This window comes from Streptomyces sp. Alt3, assembly GCF_030719215.1.
Classification (GTDB): Bacteria; Actinomycetota; Actinomycetes; order Streptomycetales; family Streptomycetaceae; genus Streptomyces; species Streptomyces glycanivorans.
This window is the reverse complement of record NZ_CP120983.1, coordinates 5911244-5937207: the sequence shown is the minus strand read 5'-3', so window position 1 is coordinate 5937207 and position 25964 is coordinate 5911244. Positions and strand designations below refer to the sequence as shown.

24 protein-coding genes and 1 pseudogene are annotated in these 25964 nt (G+C 73.7%); 16 read left to right on the top strand and 9 right to left on the bottom strand.

The window, feature by feature from the left end; all coding sequences use genetic code 11:
* Positions 1-16 precede the first annotated feature (16 nt).
* The 4 genes from P8A20_RS26160 to P8A20_RS26145 all read left to right on the top strand — a co-directional run bounded on the left by P8A20_RS26160 (position 17) and on the right by P8A20_RS26145 (position 3103).
* Positions 17-715, top strand: a complete 699-nt coding sequence (locus tag P8A20_RS26160; RefSeq protein WP_261988967.1) for a class I SAM-dependent methyltransferase — start codon at positions 17-19, stop codon at positions 713-715.
* A gap of 22 nt (positions 716-737) precedes the next feature.
* Positions 738-1670 (top strand): N-acetylmuramoyl-L-alanine amidase, encoded by a 933-nt coding sequence (locus P8A20_RS26155; protein ID WP_187282391.1) that lies wholly within the window; start codon positions 738-740, stop codon positions 1668-1670.
* A 186-nt stretch (positions 1671-1856) separates the two neighbouring features.
* Positions 1857-2672 carry a DUF5336 domain-containing protein gene (locus P8A20_RS26150; protein ID WP_147963194.1) on the top strand — a complete coding sequence of 272 codons (816 nt, stop codon included), beginning with the start codon at positions 1857-1859 and terminating at the stop codon, positions 2670-2672.
* 137 nt (positions 2673-2809) lie between these two features.
* Positions 2810-3103: a hypothetical protein gene (locus P8A20_RS26145; RefSeq protein ID WP_147963195.1), complete on the top strand. Its 294-nt coding sequence runs from the start codon at positions 2810-2812 to the stop codon at positions 3101-3103.
* Positions 3104-3329: 226 nt separating this feature from the next.
* Here P8A20_RS26145 and P8A20_RS26140 read toward each other — a convergent pair whose 3' ends face one another.
* Genes P8A20_RS26140 through P8A20_RS26130 form a run of 3 tightly spaced genes read right to left on the bottom strand, consistent with a single transcriptional unit; the run spans position 3330 to position 6497 of the window.
* Positions 3330-4403 (bottom strand): prenyltransferase, encoded by a 1074-nt coding sequence (locus P8A20_RS26140; protein ID WP_147963196.1) that lies wholly within the window; start codon positions 4401-4403, stop codon positions 3330-3332.
* Positions 4400-5131, bottom strand: coding sequence for a class I SAM-dependent methyltransferase (locus P8A20_RS26135; RefSeq protein ID WP_147963197.1), 732 nt, complete (start codon positions 5129-5131; stop codon positions 4400-4402). The genes P8A20_RS26140 and P8A20_RS26135 overlap by 4 nt, the downstream gene beginning before the upstream one ends.
* A gap of 52 nt (positions 5132-5183) precedes the next feature.
* Positions 5184-6497, bottom strand: coding sequence for a glycosyltransferase family 4 protein (locus P8A20_RS26130; RefSeq protein ID WP_147963198.1), 1314 nt, complete (start codon positions 6495-6497; stop codon positions 5184-5186).
* Between the two features lie 233 nt (positions 6498-6730).
* Here P8A20_RS26130 and P8A20_RS26125 point away from each other — a divergent pair, with 233 nt between their 5' ends.
* The 6 genes and pseudogenes from P8A20_RS26125 to P8A20_RS26100 all read left to right on the top strand — a co-directional run bounded on the left by P8A20_RS26125 (position 6731) and on the right by P8A20_RS26100 (position 11688).
* Positions 6731-7336: a TetR family transcriptional regulator gene (locus P8A20_RS26125; protein ID WP_147963199.1), complete on the top strand. Its 606-nt coding sequence runs from the start codon at positions 6731-6733 to the stop codon at positions 7334-7336.
* Positions 7337-7450: 114 nt separating this feature from the next.
* Positions 7451-8086: pseudogene (locus tag P8A20_RS26120) on the top strand (ABC transporter ATP-binding protein); the annotation flags it as partial.
* On the top strand, positions 8083-8826 hold the full coding sequence (locus P8A20_RS26115; protein WP_147963200.1) for an ABC transporter ATP-binding protein: 744 nt from the start codon (positions 8083-8085) through the stop codon (positions 8824-8826). The pseudogene P8A20_RS26120 and the gene P8A20_RS26115, both read left to right, overlap by 4 nt.
* Positions 8826-9713: a branched-chain amino acid ABC transporter permease gene (locus P8A20_RS26110; protein ID WP_306104345.1), complete on the top strand. Its 888-nt coding sequence runs from the start codon at positions 8826-8828 to the stop codon at positions 9711-9713. Before P8A20_RS26115 ends, P8A20_RS26110 begins: the two co-directional genes overlap by 1 nt.
* Positions 9710-10798: a branched-chain amino acid ABC transporter permease gene (locus tag P8A20_RS26105; RefSeq protein WP_306104344.1), complete on the top strand. Its 1089-nt coding sequence runs from the start codon at positions 9710-9712 to the stop codon at positions 10796-10798. Before P8A20_RS26110 ends, P8A20_RS26105 begins: the two co-directional genes overlap by 4 nt.
* Complete coding sequence (locus P8A20_RS26100) at positions 10795-11688, top strand: alpha/beta fold hydrolase (RefSeq protein WP_306104343.1); 894 nt, start codon at positions 10795-10797, stop codon at positions 11686-11688. The genes P8A20_RS26105 and P8A20_RS26100 overlap by 4 nt, the downstream gene beginning before the upstream one ends.
* Before the next feature lie 21 nt (positions 11689-11709).
* Here the strand turns inward: P8A20_RS26100 and P8A20_RS26095 are convergent, their stop codons facing one another.
* A complete protein-coding gene (locus tag P8A20_RS26095) occupies positions 11710-13680 on the bottom strand; it encodes a helix-turn-helix domain-containing protein (protein ID WP_306104342.1) in 1971 nt (656 codons plus the stop codon).
* Positions 13681-13742: 62 nt separating this feature from the next.
* Positions 13743-14519, bottom strand: a complete 777-nt coding sequence (locus P8A20_RS26090) for a 3-hydroxybutyrate dehydrogenase (RefSeq protein ID WP_147963205.1) — start codon at positions 14517-14519, stop codon at positions 13743-13745.
* A 251-nt stretch (positions 14520-14770) separates the two neighbouring features.
* On the opposite strand from P8A20_RS26090, the gene P8A20_RS26085 reads away from it, so the two are divergent.
* Positions 14771-16261, top strand: a complete 1491-nt coding sequence (locus P8A20_RS26085) for an extracellular catalytic domain type 1 short-chain-length polyhydroxyalkanoate depolymerase (RefSeq protein WP_306104341.1) — start codon at positions 14771-14773, stop codon at positions 16259-16261.
* Here P8A20_RS26085 and P8A20_RS26080 read toward each other — a convergent pair.
* Entirely contained in the window at positions 16243-16722 is a 480-nt protein-coding gene (locus P8A20_RS26080) for a hypothetical protein (RefSeq protein ID WP_147963207.1), read from the bottom strand. The genes P8A20_RS26085 and P8A20_RS26080 overlap by 19 nt on opposite strands.
* A 313-nt stretch (positions 16723-17035) precedes the next feature.
* On the opposite strand from P8A20_RS26080, the gene P8A20_RS26075 reads away from it, so the two are divergent.
* The 5 genes from P8A20_RS26075 to P8A20_RS26055 are packed head-to-tail and all read left to right on the top strand — an operon-like array spanning position 17036 to position 22638.
* On the top strand, positions 17036-18295 hold the full coding sequence (locus P8A20_RS26075; RefSeq protein WP_306104340.1) for an SCO2321 family membrane protein: 1260 nt from the start codon (positions 17036-17038) through the stop codon (positions 18293-18295).
* Positions 18292-18969, top strand: a complete 678-nt coding sequence (locus P8A20_RS26070) for an SCO2322 family protein (RefSeq protein WP_147963209.1) — start codon at positions 18292-18294, stop codon at positions 18967-18969. Before P8A20_RS26075 ends, P8A20_RS26070 begins: the two co-directional genes overlap by 4 nt.
* Positions 18966-20111, top strand: coding sequence for a CbiQ family ECF transporter T component (locus P8A20_RS26065; protein ID WP_147963210.1), 1146 nt, complete (start codon positions 18966-18968; stop codon positions 20109-20111). Before P8A20_RS26070 ends, P8A20_RS26065 begins: the two co-directional genes overlap by 4 nt.
* Positions 20108-21823: an ABC transporter ATP-binding protein gene (locus P8A20_RS26060; protein WP_147963211.1), complete on the top strand. Its 1716-nt coding sequence runs from the start codon at positions 20108-20110 to the stop codon at positions 21821-21823. Before P8A20_RS26065 ends, P8A20_RS26060 begins: the two co-directional genes overlap by 4 nt.
* Complete coding sequence (locus P8A20_RS26055) at positions 21820-22638, top strand: ECF transporter S component (RefSeq protein ID WP_147963212.1); 819 nt, start codon at positions 21820-21822, stop codon at positions 22636-22638. Before P8A20_RS26060 ends, P8A20_RS26055 begins: the two co-directional genes overlap by 4 nt.
* A gap of 1 nt (position 22639) precedes the next feature.
* On the opposite strand, the gene P8A20_RS26050 is transcribed toward P8A20_RS26055, so the two are convergent.
* From P8A20_RS26050 to aroQ, 3 genes are read right to left on the bottom strand one after another with little or no spacing between them, the layout of a single operon-like run.
* Positions 22640-24460, bottom strand: a complete 1821-nt coding sequence (locus P8A20_RS26050) for a bifunctional sugar phosphate isomerase/epimerase/4-hydroxyphenylpyruvate dioxygenase family protein (protein ID WP_306104339.1) — start codon at positions 24458-24460, stop codon at positions 22640-22642.
* Positions 24461-24503: 43 nt separating this feature from the next.
* Positions 24504-25367 (bottom strand): shikimate dehydrogenase, encoded by an 864-nt coding sequence (locus tag P8A20_RS26045; protein ID WP_147963214.1) that lies wholly within the window; start codon positions 25365-25367, stop codon positions 24504-24506.
* On the bottom strand, positions 25364-25834 hold the full coding sequence (aroQ, locus tag P8A20_RS26040; RefSeq protein WP_147963215.1) for a type II 3-dehydroquinate dehydratase: 471 nt from the start codon (positions 25832-25834) through the stop codon (positions 25364-25366). Before aroQ ends, P8A20_RS26045 begins: the two co-directional genes overlap by 4 nt.
* Positions 25835-25964: the final 130 nt, after the last annotated feature.

Here is a 25964-nt window from a genome sequence, read left to right as displayed (position 1 = left end):
GGGGGCGTACGGCACGATGGGACGCCGTCCGATCCGCCGCCCCACCAGGAGGAACCCCGTGGCCGCCGAGTCGTCCGCCCGTCCCGACCCGGAGGTTCTCGCCGCCTTCGAGGCTGCCAAGGGCTTCATGCCGGTCCACGAGGGGCTCGCGCTGTACGCCGCCGCGGTCGAGGCCGCCGCGCTGGGGCTGCCTCTCCTGGAGGTCGGCACCTACTGCGGGCGGTCCGCGATCCTGCTGGCGGACGCCGCGCGGGCGGCCGGGGTGACCGCCCTGACCGTCGACCACCACCGGGGCAGCGAGGAGCAGCAGCCGGGGTGGGAGTACCACGACCCGTCGGTGGTGGACCCGGAGATCGGTCTGATGGACACGCTCCCGACCTTCCGGCGCACGCTGCACAGGGCGGGTCTGGAGGAGCACGTGGTGGCACTCGTCGGACGGTCCCCCCAGGTGGCGGCCGTCTGGGGCGGTTCGCTCGGCCTGGTCTTCATCGACGGCGGGCACACCGACGAGCACGCGAACGGCGACTACGAGGGCTGGGCCCCGAAGGTCGCCGACGGCGGTCTGCTGGTGATCCACGACGTGTTCCCGGACCCGGCTGACGGCGGCCAGGCCCCCTACCGGGTCCACCGACGCGCCCTGGAATCGGGGGCGTTCACCGAGATCTCGGTGACGGACTCCCTGCGCGTCCTGCGGCGTACGGGGCCGGGGATCTGAAGGTCACGGATAGCATCGCGACGTGCGTCACCATGACTTCGTTCCCCCCACATGCCGCCCGTGGCCGCGCCACCGGCCCGTGTTCGCCGCAGCGGCCCTGGCGGGTGTCTGCCTGACCGCCTCGGGGTGTGCGGGGGACGGCGGGCCCGGCCCCGGCGCGGGCCCCGAATCCGCGACCCGGCCGGCCTCGTCCTCGGCGTCCGCCTCAGCCCCGCCAGGGACGCCGAGCGCGTCCACGAGTCCCTCCGGCGGGTCCACGTCCCCCGAGCCGCTGCCCCGGGGCCCGCTCACCGGCCGCACCGTGGTGATCGACCCCGGGCACAACCCCGGGAACCGGGATCACACACGGGAGATCAACGGCCAGGTGGACATCGGGACCGGCCGCAAGGAGTGCGACACCACCGGCACCGCCACCGACGCGGGGTACGCGGAGGCCCGGTTCACCCTCGACGTGTCCCGGAGGCTGCGGACGCTGCTGGAGGAGCAGGGGGCCGAGGTCGTCCTGACCCAGGACGGCGACCGCCCCTGGGGTCCGTGCGTCGACGAGCGTGCGCGGATCGGCAACAAGGCGAAGGCCGACGCGGTCGTCTCCATCCACGCGGACGGTTCCGCAACCGGCAACCGGGGATTCCACGTCATTCTTCCCGCGGCGGTGAACGGCGGCGCGGCGGACACCTCGAACATCGTGGTCCCTTCGCGCGAACTGGGAGTGCGGATTGCCGGGAATTTCGTACGCGTCACCGGAAGCGCCCCTTCCAATTACATCGGTGGCAGCACCGGGCTGGACACCCGTGACGATCTCGGCGGCCTGAATCTGTCGACCGTGCCCAAAGTGTTCATCGAATGCGGCAATATGCGTGATCCGAAGGACGCAGCCCTGCTCACCAGTGCGGGCTGGCGCCAGAAGGCCGCTCTCGGCATCGCCGGGGGCATCGGCAGCTATCTGAAGAGGTAGTTCTGCGGTGATAGTGGCGACATTGGGGGGATAGCCGGTCCGAGGTCCGGGCAGCATCACAACGCGCCCGGGCAGACGATAGATTCATCCGTACGATGGGGAGCCGCCCCCGAGCTTCGCGCCGTACCCGCCGTTCAGGCGGCATCGACGACCGCCCCGACGAGACGACCGACTAAGGACCTTCACGTGAATATCCGCTCCCTCACTCGAGGCGACGGCGTGGTGATCGGAGCAGCGGTCGTGCTGTTCATCGCCTCTTTCCTCGACCTCTCCGGCTACGACTGCCCCTCGGGCGTGGACTGCTCGGGCTACAGCGCGAACGCCTGGGACTCGCTGTCCGTCCTGATGGGCATCTACCTCGCCGGCATCATCGGCGCCGCGCTGCTGATCGTCAGCCGTGCGCTGCCGGGCCGCAAGGTGGTCGGCTTCGAACTCGGCCAGTTCGGCGCCGCGTTCACCGTCTACTCCCTGTGGACCATGTTCTGGACGATCATCGACGCCGGTGACGCGGGCGCCGGTCTGATCCTCGGCCTGCTGGCGACGCTGGCTCTGGCCGGCGGCGCCGTGGCGACTCCGCTGGTTCCCGCGCTGAAGGCTCCGCTCATGGGAGCGCCCCGCCCGGCGCAGGCCGTGCAGCCGGCCTACGGCCAGCAGCCGAGCCAGGGCTACGGCTACCCCGGTGCCCAGCAGCCGTTCGGCGCCCAGCCCGGGCAGCAGCAGCCCTACGGGGCGCAGCCCGGCCAGCAGCAGCCGGAGCCGCAGGCCGCCCAGCAGGCTCCGCAGGGAGGCGGGGCACCGGCCGGTGACTTCACGCCCTTCTGGTTCGCGGTGCCGGTGGCCCGTCCGCTGTACGGCGAGGACGGCGCCCCGAACCCGATCGCCGAACTGGCGCCCGGCACCTGGTACCTCGCGGTCGAGCAGCGTGGTCCCGGGCTCATCGCCCAGACGCAGGACGGCCGTCGTGGCGTCCTCCAGGACACCACGGGCATCCAGCGCGGCTGATCCCGTCATGCGCACAGGTGGCCCCTGCCCCTCCGGGCGGGGGCCACTGCCGTGTCCGGGGCCGTGTCCGGTGGCCTCCGTCGGCAGGGCGCACGCCGTACGGGTTTCACTCACGGTAAAGCGGCAATCCGGAGAGCATGTCTCCCAGAACAGGCTCAGGAAGCAGCACCGCCGCACGTGTCATAGCCGTCGTCGCGGACATCATGGCATTCATCATCATCCTGTGGATCCTGATGTACCTGCTCGACGCCAACCGGGGCAACGACCTGGTCCAGTGGGTCCAGGACTCGGCCCACTGGCTGGCCGGCTGGTCGTACGACCTGTTCACCTTCGACGAAGCGTGGGCCCGGGTCGTCGCCGGTTACGGTCTGGCCGCCGTCGTCTATCTGTTCATCGGTCACGCCGTGGCGGGCAGGGTCCGCCGCTTCTGACCGACCGCCGACGCCGTGGCCTCTCGTCGGGACCGAGCCCCCGCTCGCTCCCGGCCAGGGGCCACGGCCGTTCGCTGCCGGGGCGCAGCCCCTCTCGTCGGGACCGAGCCCCCGCTCGCTCCCGGCCAGGGGCCACGGCCGTTCGCTGCCGGGGCGCAGCCGGTTGCGGCGGACGCGTGACGGGCGGTGTGCCCGGGAGCGGAGCGGAGCGGGCCCGGCCCCCGGCTCAGCGGCAGCAGTCCGGTTCGAGTCCCTCCGGAAGCCGCTCGCCGCCGAACACCGCCGTGGTCGCCTCGTCGCCCCCGAGCGCGGCCACCGCGAGCAGCAGGGAGCCGGCGGTCCAGGTGGTGAGCTCCTCGGGCCATATGGCCCGCTCGCCCTCGAAGACGTACCCCGTCCAGTACAGGCCGCCCTCGGCCCGCAGGTGCTGGACGGACTGGAGGATCTCCAGGGCGCGGTCGGACTCGCCCGTCACCCAGAGGGCCAGGGCGAGTTCGCAGCTCTCGCCGCCCGTCACCCAGGGGTTGGGGAGCACGCAGCGCACCCCGAGGCCGGGGACCACGAAGCTGTCCCAGCCCTCCTCGATACGCCGCGTGGCGTCGGCGCCGGTCACGGCGCCGCCGAGGACCGGGTAGTACCAGTCCATCGAGTAGCGGCTCTTGTCCAGGAAGCGCTCCGGGTGGTGGCGGATCGCGTGTCCGAGCGCTCCGGTCGCGAGCTCCCAGTCCGGCTGCGCCTCCTCACGCTGCTCCGCCAGTGCCAGCGCGCAGCGCAGTGCCTGGTGGACGGAGGAGGAACCGGTCAGCAGGGCGTCGGTCACCGGAGTGCCGTCGGGTTCCCGCTTCCAGCCGATCTCACCGCCGGGCTGCTGGAGCCGCAGCACGAATTCGATCGCCGCGTAGACCGTGGGCCACATCCGGTCGGCGAACGCGTCGTCGCCGGTGGCGAGGTAGTGGTGCCAGACGCCGACGGCCACGTAGGCGCAGAAGTTGCTCTCGCGCCCCAGGTCGGTCGGCCGCCCGTGGTCGCCGTCGTGGTAGGCGGCGTACCAGGAGCCGTCCTCGTTCTGATGGCGGGCCAGCCACGCGTAGGCGCGTGCGGCGGCCTCGTGCTCACCGGCCGCGTCCAGCGCCATCGCGGCCTCGGTGTGGTCCCACGGGTCGAGGTGGTGGCCGCGGAACCAGGGCAGCGCCCCGTCCTCGCGCTGCACCGCGAGCAGCGCGGCCACGGTCTCGGCGGCCTGTCCCGCCGTCAGGACGCCCGGCAGGACGAGGTGTTCGGTCTGCTCCGGCGTGCTCACGCCTCGGCCTTCGGCAGGTGCGGCTTGGTCGCGTACGCCACGAAGCTCTTGCCGACGACCGGGTTGAGCAGCTGCTCGGCGACCCTGGTGGCCAGGGGCTTCTTCATGATGTCCCAGACGAGCAGCTTGTGGTAGGCGCGCACCGGCAGCGCCTTCTCGTTGTCGACCCCGAAGGCGCACTTCAGCCACCAGTAAGGACTGTGCAGCGCGTGCGCGTGGTGGGTGCCGTAGGGCTTGAGTCCGGCCTCACGGATCTTGCCGAGGAGCTCGTCGGCCTTGTAGATGCGGATGTGCCCGCCCTCGACCTCGTGGTACGCGTCGGAGAGCGTCCAGCAGACCTTCTCGGGGCCGTAGCGGGGCACGGTGACCGCGATGCGGCCGCCGGGCTTCAGCACGCGCACCATCTCGGCGAGCACGCCCTTGTCGTCGGGGATGTGCTCCATCACCTCGGAGATGATGACGACGTCGAAGGAGGCGTCGGGGAAGGGCAGGTTGAGGGCGTCGCCCTCCATCGCGGTGGCGGTCGCACCGGCGGGGGCCTCACCGGCCTCCTTCATCGCGGCGAACCACTTCGCGACCTCGCGGATCTCCTCGGCGTTCTGGTCGAGGGCCACGACCTGGGCGCCGCGCCGGTAGCACTCGAAGGCGTGCCGGCCGGCGCCGCAGCCCAGATCGAGCACCCGGTCGCCTGCGGCGAGCGGGAAGCGGGTGAAGTCGACGGTCAGCACGGGGGCCTGCCTTCGAGGTCGGAGGTACGGGTTCCGGGAGCCGTGGGGGCGCTCACCTTCGGGCTCCCCGGGCGGCGATCGACTGACGGTACAGCTCGACGGTGCCGACGGCGGCCCTGGCCCAGGTGAAGTTGGCGAGCACCCGGGCGCGGCCGGCCTCGCCGAGGCGGGCGCGCAGTTCGCCGTCACCGAGGAGCCGGCCGAGTGCGGCGGCCAGCGCCCCCGCGTCGCCGGGCGGCACCGCGAGACAGGTCTCCCCGTCGGGCCCGGTGACCTCGGGGATGGCGCCGCCGGTGGTGGCCACCAGCGGGGTCCCGGTGGCCATGGCCTCGGCGGCGGGCAGCGAGAAGCCCTCGTACAGCGAGGGGACGCAGGAGACCTGGGCGCTGCGGACCAGGTCGACGAGCTCGGCGTCGCTGATGCCCTTGACGAACTCGACGGCCTCCTGGAGCCCGTAGCGCTCGATGGCCTGGGCGACGGGTCCGTCCTCGGCCCGCTTGCCGACGACCACGAGGTGCGCCGCCGGGTTCTCGGTGCGGAGCTTGGCGAGGGCCTCCACGAGGTGGACGAGGCCCTTGAGCGGGACGTCGGCGCTGGAGGTGGTGACTATCCGCCCGGGGACCTCGGCGACCGAGGGGTCCGGCGACCAGAGGTCGGTGTCGGCTCCGATGTGCACGACCCGGACACGGTCCCGGCGCACCCCGAGGTGCTCGACGATCTCCTGCTGCGACGAGCCGGAGACGGTGAGCACGGACGGCAGGCGGCGCGCGACCCGCTTCTGCATCCGGGTGAAGCCGTACCAGCGGCGGACGGAGAGCCGGCGGCGCGTCGACTCCGCCGCGTCCAGGTCGAGTCGGCGGTCGACGGTGATCGGGTGGTGGATCGTGGTGACGAGGGGGGCACCGAGGTCCCCGAGCAGGCCGTAGCCGAGCGTCTGGTTGTCGTGCACGACGTCGAAGTCACCGCGCCTGGCGCGGAGATGACGCCGCGCCCGCAGGCTGAAGGTGAGCGGTTCCGGGAAGCCGCCGGTCCACATGGTGGCGACCTCGGCGAGGTCGATCCAGTCGCGGTACTCGCCGCGCCCCGGGGTGCGGAACGGGTCGGGCTGGCGGTAGAGGTCGAGGCTCGGCAGTTCGGTGAGCGGGACGCCCTCGTCGAGCACGGCGTAGGGCTGGGCACCGATCACCTCGACGCTGTGGCCGAGCCTGGCCAGCTCACGGCCGAGGTGGCGGACGTAGACGCCCTGGCCTCCGCAGAAGGGGTTGCCCTTGTAGGTGAGGAGTGCGATGCGCAACGGCCGGTCACCGTCGGTGGCCGACGTGCTGTCGCCCTCGAAGGGACCCGTCTCTATGGCCTCAGCGGTCACACTCGGCCCCCTTCTCACTGCGTTTTCGCCGGAGCGTAACCGGTCGCGCTAATCTAGAACAAGTTTCAGACTCGTTCGTTCAAACACGCACCGAATCTACCGGCAGGTAGCGTCGGTGTGACGGCCGGATCAGGTGATTCGCGCCACGGTGGAGGCCCTGGCATGCTGTGCCCGCCCGTGAACCGGCGTCCGGCCGGACAGGGAACCGGTTCTCCCTTTGTGGATGGGGACAGATGACAGCTGAAGCCAGGCCGGCGGCCCCGTCCCTGACGGAACGCCAGGAGGCCCGTCGCCGCGGCATCCTGCAGGCCGGCGCGCAGCTCGCCGGGCGGGGCGGTTTCGAGGCGGTGCAGATGCGTGAGGTGGCGGACGCCGCCGGGGTCGCCCTGGGCACGCTCTACCGCTACTTCCCCTCCAAGGTCCATCTGCTCGTCGCGATCATGCAGGACCAGCTCCAGCACCTCCAGGTCACGCTCCGCAGGAGGCCTCCGGCGGGGGACGACGCCGCCCAGCGGGTCGCCGAGACCTTGATGCGGGCCTTCCGGGCGCTCCAGCGCGACCCCCATCTCGCGGACGCCATGGTGCGGGCCCTGACCTTCGCCGACCGCGGGGTGAGCCCCGAGGTGGACGCCGTCTCCCGGCTGACGACGGCGATCGTGCTGGACGCGATGGGTCTGGAGGACCCCACGCAGGAGCAGCTGTCCGTGGTGCGCGTCATCGAGCACACCTGGCACTCGGCGCTGATCACCTGGCTGTCGGGGCGGGAATCGATCGCGCAGGTGAAGCGGGACATCGAGACCGTGTGCGGACTGATCGACCTGCCGGCGGACCCGGGCTGAGACCTGCCCGTGCGCGGTGTCCGCCGGCCTGTCCGCGGACCCACGCCGAGGTCTGCCCACGTGCGGTGCCCACACCGGCACCGGCGCATGTGAGGGTGCCTGCACCATGTCGACGGTCCCAACGGGGCCGGCAAGACATCCCTGTTCAACCTGATCAGCGGCATCGTCCCGGCCACCGCGGGCGGCCTCGCACTCGACGGCGCGGATCTGACCGGCCTGCCGGTGCACACCCGCGCGCGGCTCGGGATCGGGCGGACGTTCCAGACCTCCAGCCTCTGGCCGCGGATGACGGTGGCCGAGCACGTCCGGCTGGCCGCGCAGGCCAGGCACGGCGGTTCGCACCGGCTCTGGCGGCGCGCCTCCCGGTACGCCTCGGAGGTGGCGGGCGTGCTGGAGCGCACCGGGCTCGGGCATCGCGCGGCGGCCACGGCCGCCGAGCTCTCCCACGGCGAGAAACGCAAGCTGGAGCTGGCCGTCCTGCTGGTGGGCGAGCCCAGGCTCATGCTGCTCGACGAACCGATGGCCGGGGTGAGCGCCGAGGAGGTCCCCGCGCTCACCGAACTGATCCGCGCGCTGCACCGCGAGGAGGGCCGCACCGTGCTCATGGTCGAGCACCACATGGACGTCCTGCTGGGACTCGCGGACCGGCTGGCCGTGATGCACCACGGCCGGCTGCTCGCCCTGGACACCCCGGGCGCCGTGACCGCCGACCCCGTCGTCCAGCAGGCCTATCTCGGGGAGGGGCTGTGACCGCGTCCCCGCTGCTCACCGTGCGGGACCTGCGCGTCCTCGTCGGCGGCCGGCACATCCTGCACGGGGTCGACCTCGACGTGGCGCCCCAGGGCGTGACCGCGCTGCTCGGCCGCAACGGGGCGGGCAAGACCACGACCGTGCGCGGTGTCCTCGGGCTCGTACCGCGCACCGGCAGTGTGCTCCTCGACGGCGAGGAGACGGTCGGCCTGCCCACCCACACCCTGGTCCGCAGGGGCATCGGTTACGCCCCCGAGGACCGGGGGATCTTCGCCGGTCTCACCGTCGCGGAGAACCTGCGCCTGGCCGAACGCCGGGGCGCGGACGGGCCCGCGTACGGCCTGGTCCATGAGCTCTTCCCCGAACTCAGGCGCCGTGAGCGGCAGTCGGCGGGGACCCTGTCCGGCGGCCAGCAGCAGATGGTGGCCATCGGGCGCACCCTGCTCAACGGCAACCGGCTGATCATCGCCGACGAGCCCACCAAGGGCCTGGCCCCCAAGGTCGTCACCGAGGTCGCCCAGGTGCTGGAGCGCGCCGCCGAGGCGGTGCCCGTGCTCCTGGTCGAGCAGAACCTCGCCGTCGTACGCCGGCTGGCCCGGCACTGCGTGGTGCTTGCCGACGGACGCACCGCCCACCAGGGCGAGGCGGACGGGCTGCTGGGCGACGCGGAGGCCACCCGCCGGCTGCTCGGCGTCGGCCGGGGCCCGCTCGCCCCCCACACCGCGGAGGCGGATTCCTGATGTCCACGATCGTGCTGCTCACCATGACCGGACTCGGTCTGGGGGCGCTCTACTTCCTCGTCGCGTCCGGGCTCTCGCTGATCTTCGGCCTGATGGACGTGCTCAACTTCGCCCACGGGGCGCTGCTCTCCATCGGCGCGTACGGCACCTGGTGGGCGGCCTCGGGCCGTCTACCGGGCGCCGGCCCGGGCGGCTGGGGCTTCGCGCTGGCGGTCCTGTTCGGTACGGCGGTGGGCACACTGGCCGCCGTGGTGCTCGAACTGGCCGTCGTACGGCCCCTGTACACCCGGCCGCGGGAGCAGGTGCTCGCGACGGTCGGCGTGGGGCTGGCCGTGCCCGCCCTGCTGTCGGGCATCTGGGGTCCGGACGCCCGGACCTTTCCCGGCCCCGAGGCGCTGTCCGGCACCTTCGCGCTGCTCGGCGCGGACGTCCCGGTCGACCGGCTCGTGCTCGTCGCGGCGGCGGTCGCCGTCCTGGTCGCGCTGCGGCTGTTCCTGGGCCGGACCCGGCACGGCCTGGTCGTGCGCGCCGGGGTCGAGGACCGGGCGATGGTCACCGCCCTGGGCATCGACGTCCGCAAGGCGTTCACGCTGGTCTTCGCGATCGGCGGCTGCGCCGCGGCGCTGGGCGGGGCGCTCGGCGGGCTGTACTTCGGCTCGGTCGACCCCCACCAGGGCACCTCGCTGCTGATCTTCGCCTTCGTCGTCGTGGTCACGGGCGGCATGGGGTCGGTGACCGGCGCGGCCGTGGCGGCCGTGGTCATCGGTCTGGTCCAGCAGTTCGCCAACTACTACACCGCAGCGGGCCTCGGCGACCTCGCCGTCGTCGTCCTGCTCGCCGCGCTGCTGCTCGTCCGGCCGCGCGGACTGACCGGGAGGCTCGCGTGAGCACCGCCACCACACCCGCACCCACCTCCGTGAGCACAGCGCCGGGGGGCGACAGGAACCGGCTGCTGCGCTGGTGGCCGGCCGCGGTCCTCGTGCTCCTGATCGTCGCGCCCTGGAGCGCGCTGCCACTGCCAGGACTGCTGGACGGTCCGGTCGGCAGCCCCGGCAGTCTGCAACTCCTGGCGACCTGCCTGCTGTTCGGCGCGCTCGCCACCGGTTACGACCTGCTGCTGGGGCGTACGGGGCTGCTGTCCTTCGGGCACGCCCTGTACTTCGCGGCGGGCAGCTACGCCACGAACATGTTCCTGCTGGAGGCGGGCCTGCCGTTCGCCGCGGCGGCGGTCCTCGGTGTGTGCTCCGGCGCCGCGCTCGCCCTGGTGCTGGGCTCGGTGAGCCTGCGGGTCACCGGAATCGGCTTCTCCATGGTGACGCTCGCCTTCGCGCAGGCCGGCTCGATCCTCGTCTCCCGCGACCCCGGCGGGTTCACCGGCGGCGAGGAGGGCCGGGCGGCCCCGGCGGAGCTGCTGCCCTCCTGGCTGGTCGGCATCGACCACACCGCCAACCTCTACTGGATCGCGCTGGCCTATCTCGTCCTGACCCTCGCCGTCGTCCACCGGGCGGTGCGCTCCCCCACCGGCCGGGTCTGGGAGGGCATCAAGGAGAACGAGCGCCGGGTCGAGGTGCTGGGCCTGAAGCCGTACGGGTTCAAGCTGACGGCCTTCGTCCTGGCCGGGGCGCTGGCGGCGGCGGGCGGACTCGTCCATCTGCTGCTGACCGGCGGTTCCACGCCCCGGACGACGACCTCGGACTTCACCCTGTCGTTGCTCGTGATGGTGGTGCTGGGCGGTACGGGCACCCGCTGGGGCCCGATGGTCGGCGGCATCCTCTACACCTGGGCCGACCACCGGCTGGGCGACCTCGCCGGGTCGGGTGCGGTCGCCGGCCTGCCCGCGGTGCTGCGTGTGCCGCTCTCCCAGCCGCTGTTCCTGCTCGGGGTGCTGTTCGTGGCCGTGGTTCACCTGCTGCCCGGCGGCCTGGCCCGGCTGCCGTCCCGTCTGCGCAGGACCCGTGAGGAGAACCGATGATCCCGTACGAGGAGATACGCGTCCCCGTCACCGGCGGTGAACTGGCCGCCCTGCGCTGGCCGGCCCGGGACGCCGGGGCGCCGGTCGTGGTGGCCCTGCACGGGATCACGGCCAACGCGCTGTCCTGGGGTGCGGTGGCCAGGCTGCTCGCCGGCCGGGTCACCCTGGTCGCCCCGGACCTGCGGGGAAGGGCCGGCAGTTCCGGGCTGCCCGGCCCGTACGGCATCGCCGCCCACGCGGACGACGCCGCCGCCGTGGCCGGGGCGCTGGGCCGGAACGGGGTGGTGCTGGCGGGCCATTCGATGGGCGCCTTCGTGGCGGCGCTCGCGGCCGTGCGCCACCCGGACCGCTTCGGCCCGGTGGTACTGGTCGACGGCGGTTTCGGCTTCCCCGCGCCCACGCATCTGTCGGCGGACGAGCTGATGACGGCGGTGATCGGGCCGGCCATGGACCGGCTGTCCATGACCTTCCCCGACCGGGACGCCTACCGCTCCTTCTGGCGGGCCCATCCCGCGTTCGCGGGCGACGCCTGGTCGCCGGAGGTGGACGCGTACATCCAGCGTGACCTGACCGGTGAGGAACCCGCGCTGCGCTCCGGCTGCCGGCTGGAGGCGGTCCGCACGGACGGGGTGGGCCTGTTCACGGACGAGGTGCTCGCGGCGGCCGGCGAACTCCCAGGGCCGGCGACTCTGTTGTGGGCGCGGCGGGGGCTGATGGACGAGGAGCAGGGGCTGTACGACGAGTCCCGGCTGGCGGCCGCGGGGCAGCCGGGCACGAACGTCACGGCCGTACGCGTCGAGGACGTCAACCACTACACGGTGCTGACGGGAGACAAGGGGGCCGGCGAGATCGCCGGCGCCCTGCTGCGGGCGGTGGTCGTCCCGCGGTGAGGCAGGCGGGCGGCCCGGGGCTCAGCGGTCCCGGGCGCCCGACAGCAGGTGCAGCCGCAGGGCGAGCTGGAGCTCCAGGGCGCGGTCGGGCTCGTTCCAGTCGCGGCCCAGCAGCACCTGGATCCGGTCGAGGCGCTGGACGACGGTGTTCACGTGCACGTGCAGTTCGTCCTTGGCCCTGATCAGGCTGCCGCCCGCGCCGAAGTACGCCCGCAGCGTGCGTACGAGCTGGGTGCCGCGCCGCTCGTCGTAGCGCAGCAGGGGTCCCAGCACCGCCGTCACGAAGCCGTCCACGTCCTTCGCGTTGCCCAGGACGACGCCCAGGAAGCCGAGTTCGTCGACGCAGGCCCCTTCTCCCTCCCGGCCCAGGACCCGCATGGCACGCAGGCAGCGCGCGGCTTCCGCGTAGGCGGCGGCGAGTTCACGGGCGCCGCGGGCGGGTCCCGTGCCGGAGACGGTGACGGGGGCCTGGACCAGGTGACCGAGCTGCGTGGCCGCGGCTCGTGCGGCGTCGCCCGGGGGCGTGCCGCCGCCGTCGACCAGCAGCACGACGGTGCCGGCGTGTTCGGCGCTGACCCCGTGGATGTCCCCGCCGAACAGGTAGCGCATCGCGGCGCCGCCGAGCTTCTCCCGGGCCGCCGCCTCCGCCACCAGCAGGACGTGGGGCCGGTCCAGGTCGATGCCCAGCCTCCGGCCACGCTCGGCGAGGCCGGCGGGATCGCGCTCCGGGTCGCTGAGCAGATCGCTGATCAGCTCGCCCCGTATCCGGTTCTCGGTCTCGGCGACCGTGCGGCGCAGCAGCAGCAGGAGGCCCGTGACGACGGCGGCGCGTTCGTAGAGCCGCCGGTCGGAGTCGTCGAGCCGGCCCGGCCGGTGCAGCACCAGGCTGGCGAGGAGTTCGTGGCCGGCGAGCACCGCGCAGATCCACCGGCCGTCGCGGTGGACGGCGCGGGCCCCGTGGCGGGACTCCTCGGCGGTGCCGGCGAGCCAGCCGGCGTCCATGCTGTCGGCGGCGAAGCCGGTGCCGCCGGGGCGTACGGCCGCCAGCGGGCGCCCGCCGGGGTCGTGGATGGTCAGGGGGCTGTCCAGGAGCCCGGCGACGGACAGGGCGACGTCCTTCACGTCGCCGCCGCGCAGGACCAGGTCGGTGAGCCGGTCGTGGGCCTCCTCGGCCCGCTGCATGGCGGCCGAGTGCGCGCGTACGGCGGCGTTGGCCTCGGCCAGTTCCGCGTTGGCGCCCGCGAGTTCCGCGAGGGCGGTGCGGGTGTCGTCCAGGGCCCGGGCGGTGTCGATCGCGATCGCGGCGTGCGCGGCGAGCGAGCAGAGCAGGGCCACTTCGTCGGGGCTGAAGACCCGCGCGGCGCGGTCGGCCGCGAAGAGGACCCCGATGACCTTGCCCGTACCGCCCCGGCTGGAGCCGAGCAGCAGGGGGACGCCGAGGATCGCCACCAGTCCTTCGTCCAGCACACCGGCGTTGATGTTGCGGGTGTGGCGGAAGCGTTCGTCGGTGCGGTAGTCGGGGGTGGCGTAGGGGCTCGCGGTCTGGGCGACCAGTCCGCCGAGCCCTTCGCCCAGTTCGAGCCGGAGCCGCTGGAAGAGGACGGACACCGATCCGTCGGTCACCCGCATGTAGGTGTCCCCGGCCTCCTCGTCGGGGAGCGTGAGGTAGGCGGTGTCGGTGCCCAGCAGCATCCGGGCGCGCCGCACGATCGCCTTGAGCACGTCGTCCAGGTCCCGGGAGGCCGCCAGGTCGCCCGCCGTGTCGAAGAGGGCGGTGAGCTGGAGCTCCCTGCGCCGGTGCTGGCGCAGGGCGCCCCGGATGCGCAGTGCGGTGGCGGCCGCCCGCTCCACCTCGGCCAGTTCGGCCGCGGGCACACCCGCGGCCCTGGCCTGCGAGGTGACGGCGCCCAGGGCCTCGGCGGGGGCGTCGTCGGCCAGCAGGTCGAGGAGGCCGGCCAGGAGGGGCGCGGCGGAGGGGGACGGTTCAGACATGGGCGGTCATCGTTCTTCCGGCTCGCACGGGTGGTGGGTGGTCGGTCGGCGGTCCGGTCACGTCAGTTGGCGGTCCAGCCGCCGTCCATCGTGAGGGAGCTCCCGGTGATGTGCGCCGTGCCAGGTCCGCACAGCCACAGGACGGCCCCGGCCACGTCACCGGGCTCGATCAGCGACTTGAGGGCGCTGCGTTCCAGCAGCACCCGGCCCACGACCTCCTGTTCGGAGATGCCGTGGCTGCGGGCCTGGTCGGCGATCTGGTCCTCGACCAGGGGCGTGCGGACGTAGCCGGGGCTGACGCAGTTGCTCGTCACGCCGTGCGGCGCCGCTTCGAGTGCGACCACCTTGCTGAGACCCTCCAGTGCGTGCTTTGCCGAGACGTAGGCCGACTTGTAGGGACTCGCGCGCAGCCCGTGCACGGACGAGATGTTGACGACGCGGCCCCAGCCGCGTTCGTACATGCCGGGGAGCGTGCGGCGCAAGATGCGGAACGGGGCTTCCACCATGACGCGGTGGATCAGGGCGAAGCGGTCCGGCGGGAACTCGTGCACGGGGGCCACGTGCTGGAGCCCCGCGTTGTTGACCACGATGTCCACGTCGGCGGGCAGCCCGTCCACCGCCTCGGCCACGGAGAGGTCGGCCACCCAGGCCGTGCCGCCGATGCGTGACGCCAGGCTCTCTGCGGCGTCGCCCGCCTTGTCCACCACGTGCACATGGGCTCCCGCGGCGGCGAGTGCCTGCGCGCAGGCCAGTCCGATGCCGCTCGCGGCGCCGGTGACCAGGGCCGTGCGTCCGGCGAGGGCGCGGGGGTCGTGCTCGGGGGTCCGGGAAGTCTGCATGGGCGTCACCGTAAGGACGTCGCCGCGCGCTTCACACGGGGTCGGTGCACACACCCTGGGGAGCCCGCATGGTGGCGGCGTACATGGCGCGGGCCGGCGGGGGCGGCGGGCGGCCGGAGGTCCGGAGCGTGCGCAAGAGGAGCGCCGCACACAGCGGTGGGCGGCGGATGTCCCCCTGCCACATGGGCGGCCCGGCCCTCGGCCCATAGGTTCCGGCAGCAGTTCCGCACGTCCGACGAGGAGGCCCCACCGTGCGCCCATCGACCCTGCGACGCCTGCTCCGCCGCGTCACCTCTGCCTCCGCCTGTGTCCTGCTCGCCGTGCTCGGCGCGCACCCGGCCCCCGCCGTCGCCACCCCCACGGCCGCGGCGGCCGCCGGACTCCAGCAGGTCACCGGCTTCGGCTCGAACCCCGGCGGTCTCCAGATGTTCGCCTACACCCCCGACGACGTGCCGGCGGGCGCGCCCCTGGTGGTCGCTCTGCACGGCTGCACGCAGTCGGCGAACGCCTACTACACCAACTCGGGCTGGACCGAGTACGCCGACCTGTGGGGCTTCGACGTCGTCTTCCCGCAGACCACCTCGGCGAACAACGCCCTCTCGTGCTTCGGCTGGTTCGACCCGGCGGACAGCACGCGGGGCAGGGGCGAGGCGGCGTCCGTGGTGCAGATGGTCGAGTACGCGAAGCAGACGTACGGCTCCGACGGCCGCCGGGTGTTCGTCACCGGGCTGTCCGCGGGCGGCGGGATGACCGCCGATCTGCTGGCCGCCTACCCGGACGTCTTCGCGGGCGGGTCGGTCGCCTCCGGTCTCCCCGCGCAGTGCGCCACCAGTCAGGCCGCCGCCTCCGGCTGCCAGACGGGCCCGCAGCAGCTCTCGCCCGCCCGGTGGGGCGACAAGGTCCGCGGTTCCCACCCGGGCTGGACCGGGCCCTGGCCCCGGGTGGCGATCTGGCAGGGCACGTCCGACTACACGGTCCGCCCCGCCAACGCCACCGCGCTGCGCGACCAGTGGACCGACGTCTGGGGCATCGGCCAGACCCCGTCCCGCACGGAGAGCCTGCCGGGCAGCACCACCCGGAGCGTCTACGACGACGCGTCCGGGCAGCCCGCCGTGGAGACCTTCTCGGTGTCCGGCATGGGACACGGTCTGCCGGTGGACCCCGGATCGGGCGCCGGGCAGTGCGGTTCGACGGCCGCGTACTTCCTGGACACCATCTGCTCGGCCTACCACACGGGCGTGTTCTGGGGCCTGGACAAGGCGGCACCGGGCGGTGGGGACGGGCTGCCCGCCCCGGCCGGTCTGAAGGTCACCGGGGTCACGGACAGCAGCGCGTCACTGACGTGGAGCGCGGTCACGGGCGCGGCCTCCTACACGGTGTACCGCGACGGCGCGAAGGTGACCACGACCGCGTCCACGTCGTTCACGGACACCGGCCTGACCGCGGGCACCGCCTACCGCTACTCGGTGACCGCGGCCGACTCCTCGGGGGCCGCCGGGGCGGGCTCGTCCGCCGTGACCGCGACCACCTCGGGCGGCGCGGCCCCCGCCAGGTGCTTCACCGCGACGAACTACGCACATGTGACGGCCGGCCGGGCGCACACCTCGGGCGGCCACGCCTACGCGAACGGTTCGGACCAGGACATGGGGCTGTACAACGTGTTCGTCACCCACACCCTCCGGGAGGCCCCGGCGGGCCACTTCGTGATCGCGGACTCCGGCTGTCAGACCGGGTCCTCGTAGTCGCCCAGGACCTTCCCGGGCAGTCGGCAGCTGTCCTCGACCGCGTTGAGCGACACGGTCCGCAAGGTGCCGGAGCCGTCACCGTCGTGGTAGCGGGCGTACAGCATCCAGCCCCGCTTGCTGAGGGTGCGGTAGGTGATGTCCTGCTCGGCGTGGCTGGAGACGATCTCCCAGTCGTGCTGCCGCAGGCGTGTCACCGTCGCGTCGAAGGCGTCGGCGGCTCCGGCCGCCGGCGCGTCGCCGGTCCAGGGCGCCACGCATGCCCGCCAGTCGCCCTTCGCGGGGCCGGATGCCGAGGTGTCCCCCTCGGGGAGTCCTCCGGCCCGGGCGAAGCCGGCTATCTCGTCGGCGACCGTCTGCGCCGTGAACGGCGGGGTGGGCTCCGGGGAGGGGGCCGGGGCGCTCCCGGCGTCCCCGACGAGGCCGCAGCCCGCCGTCAGCGTGATGAGTCCGGCCGCCATGACGGCGACCGTCGCCGTGCCTCTTCTGGTTCCGCGCACTGGATGCTTCCCGCCCCGGTCGTTCCTCCCCCACGGGCACGCGCCCATGTGACCCCCGCCGGAGTCTCGCACGGGCTCTGACCTGCTGGGAAGGCCCTCGGACGTCCGGGTGCGGCTGTCCGCCCGGAGGGGGTCGGGAGCGCCCCGGTAGAGTGGGCTGGTCGTCATCATGCCCGTACAGGGGAAGCCGGTGCGAATCCGGTGCCGACCCGATCCCTACGCGCTCGGCCCAGCTCGAGCGGGGGAAGACCCCATTCGAGAGGCCCGGCCCGCCATGTCCGTACGCCGTCGCGCGGCAGCGCTCGCGATCACCGCCGTGCTCTGTGGAGCGGCCGCCCCGGCGGCCCTCGCCGCGCCGAGTCCGTCCCCGTCCCCCTCCGCACCGGACCTTCCGGAGGGGCTGTACGGCACCAAGGACCCGACGTACGACGGGGTGTGGCGCCAGTCGCTGGCCTTCCTCGCCCAGAAGATCGAGCTGGTCACGCCCGCCACGAAGTCGGTGGACTGGCTCGTCGGCCAGCAGTGCGACAGCGGGGCCTTCGCCTCGTACCGCGACGCCTCCCGTCCCTGCGACGACAAGACGGTCGCGGACACCAACGCGACGGCGGCGGCTGTCCAGGCCGTGGTCGAGCTCGGTGTGCACCGCGAGGTCGTGGACAACGGAGTCGCCTGGCTCAAGTCCGTGCAGAACGACGACGGCGGCTGGGGCTACAACCCTGGCAGCCCGAGCGACGCCAACTCCACCGCCGTCGTGAACGGCGCCCTGGCCCGGGCGGGCGTGCCGCTCGCCGACATCACCAAGGCGGGCGGGAAGACTCCGTACACGGCGCTGCAGACCTTCGCGCTGCCCTGCGGCGGCGAGGACGGCGGGGCGTTCGCCTACCAGCCGGACAAGGCGGGCAAGCTGGCCGCGAACGCGGACGCCACGGCGGCCGCGGTGCTCGGCTCGATGGGCAAGGGCATGGCCGCGGGGAACTACAACGCGGTGAAGGCCCCCGTCTGCACCGAGGGCAGCGACCTCACCCCCGAGCAGTCCGCGCAGAACGGCGCCTCCTACCTGGCGAAGGCTCTGGCCGGGAAGGGGTATCTGGATCTGCCTCCGATGCCGGGCGCCGAGGAGTCGGCCCCGCAGCCGGACTTCGGCAACACGGCGGACGCCGTCGTGGCGCTGGCGGCAGCCGGGCACAAGGACGAGGCGGCCGACTCCGTCGCGTATCTGGAGAAGCACGCCCAGGGCTGGGCGAAGGAGGGCGGTCCCGCCGCCACCGCCCAGCTGGTCCTCGCCGCCCACGCGACCGGCACCGACGCCCGGGACTTCGGGGGCGTCGACCTCGTCAGGCAGCTCAACGCCACGGGCCCGGCGCCCGCAGCCACGGCGGTGCCCTCGCCGACCGCGACGACGCCCTCCAAGCCCGCGGACACGAGCAGCGACGACGAGGGTCTCGGCCTCTGGTGGATCATCGGCATCGGTCTCGCCTTCGGCGCGGGCATCGGTTTCCTCCTCAGCGGCCGCCGGAAGAACCAGCAGCTGTGAGGCGCCCGCCGGGCAGGGCGACGCTGCTTCTCGTCGTCGCCGCCCTGCTGGCCCTGCTGGGCGCCGGAAACGCGTATGCGGCCGGCTACCGCTACTGGTCGTTCTGGGAGGGCGACGGCGGAAAGGGCTGGACGTACGCCACGCAGGGGCCCTCCTCGGTCCGGCCGGACGACGGCACGGTGCAGGGTTTCCGCTTCTCGGTGAGCGAGGACTCACAGGATTCGGCCCAGCCGCGCCGCGCTCCGGACTTCGGGACGGTCTGCGCGGGCACCCCGGCGGAGGACGGCCTCAAGCGGATCGCGCTGGTCATCGATCCGGGCACGGCGGCGGACGCGCCGGACGGAGAGGAACCGCCGGCTCCGCGCACCGCCTGCGCCCTGGTCGCACCTGACGCGAGCACGGCGGAAGCCCTCGCCTCGGTGGCGAAGCCGCTGCGGTACGACAGCGCCGCGATGCTCTGCGCGATCTCGGGCTACCCGCGCTCGGGCTGCGGTGAGCAGGTGGGCGCGCGGCCGGAGACCGCGAAGCCGGACGGCGCGGCCACAGCATCCGCCACGGAGGGTGCGCAGGACGCGTCCGGCGACGGCGGCCCGTCGGTGGGTGTGCTCGCCGGTATCGGCGCGGTGCTCGTCCTGGGTGTCGCCGCCGTACTGCGGGCCCGCCGCCGCCGATGACCCGCTCCACCGGCCCGGCCCGGCTCCGCCCTGCCCTGCGCGCGCCCGCGGCGACGCGCGGCAACGCGCTTCCGGCGGGGGCCTGGTGGCTGTGGGCCCTCGGGCTGGCGACCGCCGCGTCCCGGACCACCAACCCGCTGCTGCTCGGACTGCTGGTGGGGGTGGCCGGTTACGTGGTGGCGGCGCGCCGTACGGACGCGCCGTGGGCCCGTTCGTACGGGGCGTTCATCAGGCTCGGGCTGTTCGTCGTCGCGGTGCGGCTGGTGTTCACCGTCTTCCTCGGCTCGCCGCTGCCCGGTACGCACACCCTGTTCACGGTGCCCGAGGTGCCGTTGCCCGACTGGGCGCAGGGGGTCAGGATCGGCGGCCGGGTCACCGCGGAGCAGGTGGTCTTCGCCCTGTACGAGGGCGCGAAGCTGGCCACACTGCTGATCTGCGTCGGTGCGGCGAACTCGCTGGCCAATCCGGCCCGGCTGCTGAAGTCCCTGCCCGGCGCCCTGTACGAGGTGGGGGTCGCCGTCGTCGTCGCGATGACGTTCGCGCCGAACATGGTCGCCGACGTGGCACGGCTGCGGACGGCCCGCCGGCTGCGCGGCCGCCCGACCGGCGGGGTCCGGGCGGTGCTCCAGATCGGGCTGCCGGTGCTGGAGGGCGCGCTGGAGCGTTCGGTGGCCGTGGCGGCTTCGATGGACGCGCGGGGGTACGGGCGCACCGCTCAGGTCCCGCCCGCCGTCCGGCGCACCACGCACGTGCTGACGCTCGGCGGGCTGCTCGGCGTGTGCGCGGGGACGTACGGGCTGCTGGCCGCGCAGGGCGCGGTGCACGGGCTGCCGTTGCTGCTGGCCGGTCTGGCCGCCGCGGGGGCCGGGCTCAGGCTGGGCGGCCGCCGCTCGGTCCGTACCCGCTACCGGCCGGACCGCTGGGGCGTACGCGCCTGGCTCGTCGCGGGCTCGGGCGCGGCGGTCGCCGCGGTGATGATCCGGGCGGGCGCCGCCGACCCGGAGGCCCTGCGCCCCGGTGTCCTGCCGCTCACCGCTCCCGTGCTGCCGCTGTGGCCCGCCGCCGCCGTGCTGATCGGTCTGCTGCCCGCCGCGGTGGCTCCGCTTCCCCTCTCTTCCTCGGACTCCAAGGAGCGCGCATGATCCGGTTCGAGCAGGTCTCGGTACGGTACGAGGGCGCCGGGCGCCCCACTCTGTCCGGGGTGGACCTCACGATCCCCGAGGGCGAACTGGTGCTGGCCGTCGGCCCATCCGGTGTCGGTAAGTCGACTCTGCTGGGTGCGGTGTCCGGTCTGGTGCCGCACTTCACCGGCGGGGTGCTGTCCGGCCGGGTCACCGTGGGCGGACGCGACACCCGCACCCACAAACCGCGTGAACTCGCCGATCTGGTGGGCACGGTGGGCCAGGACCCGCTCGCCCACTTCGTGACGGACACCGTCGAGGACGAGCTGGCGTACGGCATGGAGTCGCTGGGCCTCGCCCCGGACGTGATGCGACGCAGGGTCGAGGAGACGCTGGATCTGCTGGGGCTCGCCGAGTTGCGTGACCGGCCGATCGCCACGCTCTCCGGGGGCCAGCGGCAGCGGGTCGCGATCGGCTCGGTCCTCACCCCGCACCCCAGGGTCCTGGTCCTCGACGAGCCGACGTCCGCCCTGGACCCGGCGGCGGCCGAGGACGTGCTGGCGGTGCTCCAGCGCCTGGTGCACGACCTGGGCACGACGGTGCTCATGGCCGAGCACCGGCTGGAGCGTGTGGTCCAGTACGCGGACCAGGTCCTCCTGCTGCCCGCCCCCGGTGCCGCGCCGGTGATGGGCGCGCCCGCGGACATCATGGCGCTGTCGCCCGTCCGGCCGCCGGTGGTGGACCTGGGCCGGCTGGTGGGCTGGGATCCGCTGCCGCTGTCGGTGCGTGACGCCCGGCGCCGTGCGGTGGACCTGCGGGAGCGGCTGGCCGACGTGGAGCCGCCGGAGCGTGAGGCCCCGGCCGACGCCGCACCCGTCCCGCTGCCCGAACCGGCCGCGCCCCGCCCCGGCCTTTTGGGCCGGCTGCTCGGCCGCCGTCCGGCCCCGTCCCCCGCGCCTGCCCCGCTCGCCGGTGTCGTCACCCGGGTCGAGGGACTCGGGGTGCGGCACGGACGGGTCCAGGCGCTGCGCGGGGTGACGCTGTCCGTCGCGCCGGGTGAGACCGTGGCCCTGATGGGCCGCAACGGCGCCGGCAAGTCGACCCTGCTCTCGACCCTGGTCGGTACGACCCCGCCGACCACGGGCTCCGTCCTCGTCGGCGGTCTCCAGCCGTCCGGCACCCCGCCCCGCGACATGGTGCGCCGGGTCGGGCTCGTACCGCAGGAACCGCGCGATCTGCTGTACGCGGACACGGTCGCCGCCGAGTGCGCGGCGGCCGACTCCGACGCGGGCGCACCCGAGGGCAGTTGCCGCGCCCTGGTCTCCGAGCTGCTGCCCGGGGTGCCGGACGGTGTCCACCCCCGCGATCTCTCGGAGGGGCAGCGGCTCGCGCTCGCCCTCGCCCTGGTGCTCACCGCCCGCCCTCCGCTCCTCCTCCTCGACGAGCCGACGCGCGGCCTGGACTACGCGGCGAAGGCACGGCTCGTCGGTGTACTGCGGCGGCTGGCGGCCGGGGGCCACGCCATCGTCCTGGCCACCCATGACGTGGAGCTGGCGGCGGAGCTGGCGGACCGGGTGGTGATCCTGGCCGACGGTGAGGTCGTCGCCGACGGCCCGACCCGGCAGGTCGTGGTGTCCTCCCCCGCCTTCGCCCCGCAGACCTCGAAGGTCCTGGCGCCGCGGCAGTGGCTGACCGTGTCCCAGGTGCGCACGGCCCTGGAGGGTCTCGCGTGACGGCACGGTCCGCCCGGCCGGTACGGCTCGGCCCGCACGCCGTCGCGGCGCTGGTCCTGGTCAGCGCGGTCGGGCTGGTCGGCTTCGGCTGGCCGCTGCTGGCGGGGGCGGGCTCCGGCCTCGCCCACGCCGAGGACGCCCCGTGGCTGTTCGCCGTCCTGCTGGTGCTGCTCGTCGGTGTCGTCCTCGCGACGATCGCGGACTCCGGTCTCGACGCGAAGGCCGTCGCGATGCTGGGGGTGCTGGCCGCCGTCGGGGCGGCGCTGCGTCCGCTGGGCGCGGGGACGGCCGGCCTGGAGCCCATGTTCTTCCTGATGGTGCTGAGCGGCCGGGTGCTGGGGCCCGGCTTCGGCTTCGTGCTCGGCTCGGTCACCATGTTCGCCTCGGCGCTGCTGACGGGCGGGGTGGGACCGTGGATGCCCTTCCAGATGCTGTCGATGGGCTGGTTCACCATGGGCGCCGGCCTGCTGCCCGGCCCGGACCGGCTGCGCGGCAGGGGTGAGCTGCTGACGCTGGCGGGCTACGGCTTCGTGGCGGCGTTCGCCTACGGCACGGTGATGAACCTGTACGGCTGGACGATCGTGCCCGGGCTCGGTTCCGGCATCTCCTTCGTGGCGGGCGACCCGCTGCACGAGAACCTGGTCCGCTTCCTCGCGTACTGCGCGGCCACCTCGCTCGGCTGGGACCTGGGCCGGGCCGCCCTCACCGTGGTCCTGACCCTGGCCGTCGGTCCCACGCTGCTCAGGGCCCTGCGCCGGGCCACCCGGCGCGCCGCGTTCGACGCCCGCGCCGGGTTCGAGGCCCGCGCGGACTGACTCACTCGGCCAGGGCGTGCTGCGCGGCCAGCCGTACCGGTGCGTTCCGGGCGCCGTAGCCGTCGTATCCGCCGACCCGCTCGACGAGCTCGAAGAAGACACGGCCGGTCGTCACTGTGTAGCAGTGCCGGAACTCCCCCTTCTCGTCGCGGTCGTGGAGGATGCCGAGTTCGCGGTAGGTCTCCAGCTCACCGGGGGCGAACTCGTGAGCCGCGGCCAGGTCGTCGTAGTAGTTGGCGGGGACCGGCAGCATCCGGGCGCCGGACGCGAGTGCGCGGCGGACCGTGGGGACGAGGTCGTCGGTGACCAGGGCGACGTGCTGGGGGCGGCCGCCCCGGGCCGGGTCCTCGCCGGGGGACGCGCCCACGCCGAGGGCGATGCGCACGGTGCCGTCCTCGTTGCTGACTGCGCGGCTGCGGAGCAGCCCGTACGGGTCGGCGAGGTCGACGCTCGCCTGCGGGCGCAGGCCCAGCACACCCCGGTGGAAGAGGGTCGCCTCGTCGAAGTGGTGCCAGGGCTGGCTCAGCGCGACATGGTCGACGCGGGTGATCCCGATGGGGGCGGGGGTGTGCGGGGCGGGGACGAAGTCACCGGTCCAGCCGGGGTGTCCGGTGTCCCCGGGACGTTCGGTGACGCAGAAGAAGAACTCGGTGCCGTCGGGTGCGGCCACCGCGTCCAGCGGGGCGTCGCCGGGAGCGCGGCGCCGGGGCAGGACGGGGGCGAGCAGCGACTCGGCCCGCGCGGACGCGCCCGCGGGGTCGGGGCTCTCCAGGCCGACCGCGGTGAGCGAGGGGCCGGACCGGTGGCTGCCGGTGTCGGTGTCGGTGTCGGTGTCGGTGTTGAGCAGGATGCGTGCCTCGCCCTGTTCCCAGAGGTCCACGGGCTTTCCGGAGTGCCTGGCCGTACGGGAGAAGCCCAGCGCGGTCAGCAGCGGGGCGATTCTGGCCGTGTCGGCCGTGGCGATCTCGACGAAGGCGAATCCGGTCGGGACGACCGGTGCCGGGGGCGCGGTCACCCCCGCCGACTCCTGCAGCAGCGTCAGCGAGCGCCGGGCGTCGATCGCCGTGCGACCGGCGTCCGCCTGGCGGAAGACGTCGTTGAACACTTCCAGGGAGAGCGGCCCGTCGTATCCGGCGCGGACGGCGGCCCGCACCAGGGCGGCGACGTCGAGGTCGCCCTGGCCGGGGAAGCAGCGGTGGTGGCGGCTCCACTGCAGCACGTCCAGCGCCATCTGCGGGGCGTCCGCGAGCTGGAGGAAGAAGATCTTGCCGCCGGGGATGTCCTCGATTCCCGAGAGGTCGGAGCCCCTGGCCAGGATGTGGAAGCTGTCCAGGCAGACACCGAGGGCGGGGTGGTCGGCGGCCTCGACGATGCGCCAGGCGTGCTCGTACGTGCTGACGTGGCGGCCCCACGCCAGCGCCTCGTAGGCGACCCGGATCCCGGACTCCTGCGCGAGGTCCGCCAGCCGGCGCAGCTGCCCGGCGGCGAGGGTGTCGTCGTCGACGGCGTACGGCGACACACTGGAGCAGACCAGGACGGTGTCGGCGCCGAGCCGTCGCATCAGCCGGAACTTGTGCTCGGCGCGCCGCAGGTTGCGGGCGAACTCGTCGGCGGGGACGGCCTCGATGTCGCGCATCGGCTGGTAGAGATCGATGGTCAGACCGAGGTCGGCCGCCCGTTCCCGGATCTCCTCCGGGCTCAGCGGGCTTCCGGTCAGGTCGTTCTCGAAGATCTCGACGCCGTCGAAGCCCGCGCGTGCCGCCGCGGCGAGTTTCTCGGTGAGCGTTCCGCTGAGCGAGACGGTGGCGATGGACGTTCGCATGTCGGTCCTCCTGCGGGCATCGGTGCGGAGTTCGGTCGGGGCTTCAGCGGGCGGACGTGAGATCGGCGATGTCGGCGAGCATGCGGGCGGTGTCGGGTTCCCGGCCGGTGAAGAGCCGGAAGGAATCGGCGGCCTGGTAGGCGGCCATGCCTCCACCGTCGAGGGTGGGGCAGCCGAGGGCGCGGGCGGTGCGCACGAGTGCGGTCTCCAGCGGTCGGTAGACGACCTCGGCGACCCACAGCCCGGGGTGCAGCAGATCCGCGGGGAGCGGGAGTCCGGGGTGGCCGGCCATGCCGATGGGGGTGGCGTTGACCAGCCCGTCGGCACCCGTGGTCTCCGCCGCGATGTCCAGGAGGTCCGCGGCGGTGGCGCGGCGGGGACCGAAGTGGCGGTTCAGGGAGGCCGCGAGGGCCGACGCGCGGTCGGGCAGCGCGTCCAGCACGGTGAGCCGCCCGGCGCCGAGTGCGAGGAGGGCGTGGGCGACGGCGGCACCGGCGCCGCCCGCTCCCAGTTGCACCACGCGTTCCAGGGGCGCCTCGGGCAGACCGCGTGCGAAGGAGGCGGCGAAGCCGGTCGCGTCGGTGTTGTGGCCGATCGCGAGGTCTCCCTCGAAGACCACGGTGTTGACCGCGCCGAGCGCCTCGGCCTGCGGCGAGAGGGCGTCGAGGTGGGCGAGGACCTGCTGCTTGCAGGGGTGGGTGACGTTGAGGCCGTCGTAGCCCATGTCGCGTGCGGAGCGGACCAGTTCGCCCGTCCTCTCCGGCGGGACGCCGAGCGTGTCGATGTCGATGAGGCGGTAGAGGTAGCGCAGCCCCTGCCGGTCCGCCTCGCGTTCGTGGAGCGCGGGGCTGAGCGAGGGGCCGATGCCGGAGCCGATGAGGCCGACGAGATACGAGTCCGGACTCACCGGTTCGCCTCCAGAAGCTGGGCGAGGTGGGTGAGCGCCAGGGCGTAACCGTGGGACCCCGCCCCGCAGATGACGGTGTCGGCGACGGCCGAGACGTGGCTGTGGTGGCGGAAGGGCTCCCGCCGGTGGATGTTCGAGAGGTGTACCTCCACGACGGGCAGTGCCACGGCGGCGAGCGCGTCCCGCACGGCGACCGAGGTGTGGCTGTAGCCGGCGGGGTTGATCACGATGCCCCGGTGCGCGGTGCGGGCCTCGTGGATCGCGTCGATGAGCACACCCTCGTGGTTGCTCTGCCGGCAGTCGGCACGCAGCCCGTGGGCGGCCGCGGTGCTCCGGCAGAGCGCCTCGACACCGGCCAGGGTGTCCTTGCCGTACACCTCGGGCTCGCGCAGGCCGAGCAGATCGAGATTGGGGCCGTTCAGCACGAGGACGGGGACGCCCGGGTGCGGGGCCGGGGGATTCGGCATCGTTCACTTCCCGTTGGAGCATCGGCATGGGGGTCGGCTCGGCGGATCGACGCGGAGGGCCGACCTCGAAGCTAATGTACGGACTGGTTAGTTAGTCATATCGAAAAACGGCGGCCCGGGGAAGCCCCCG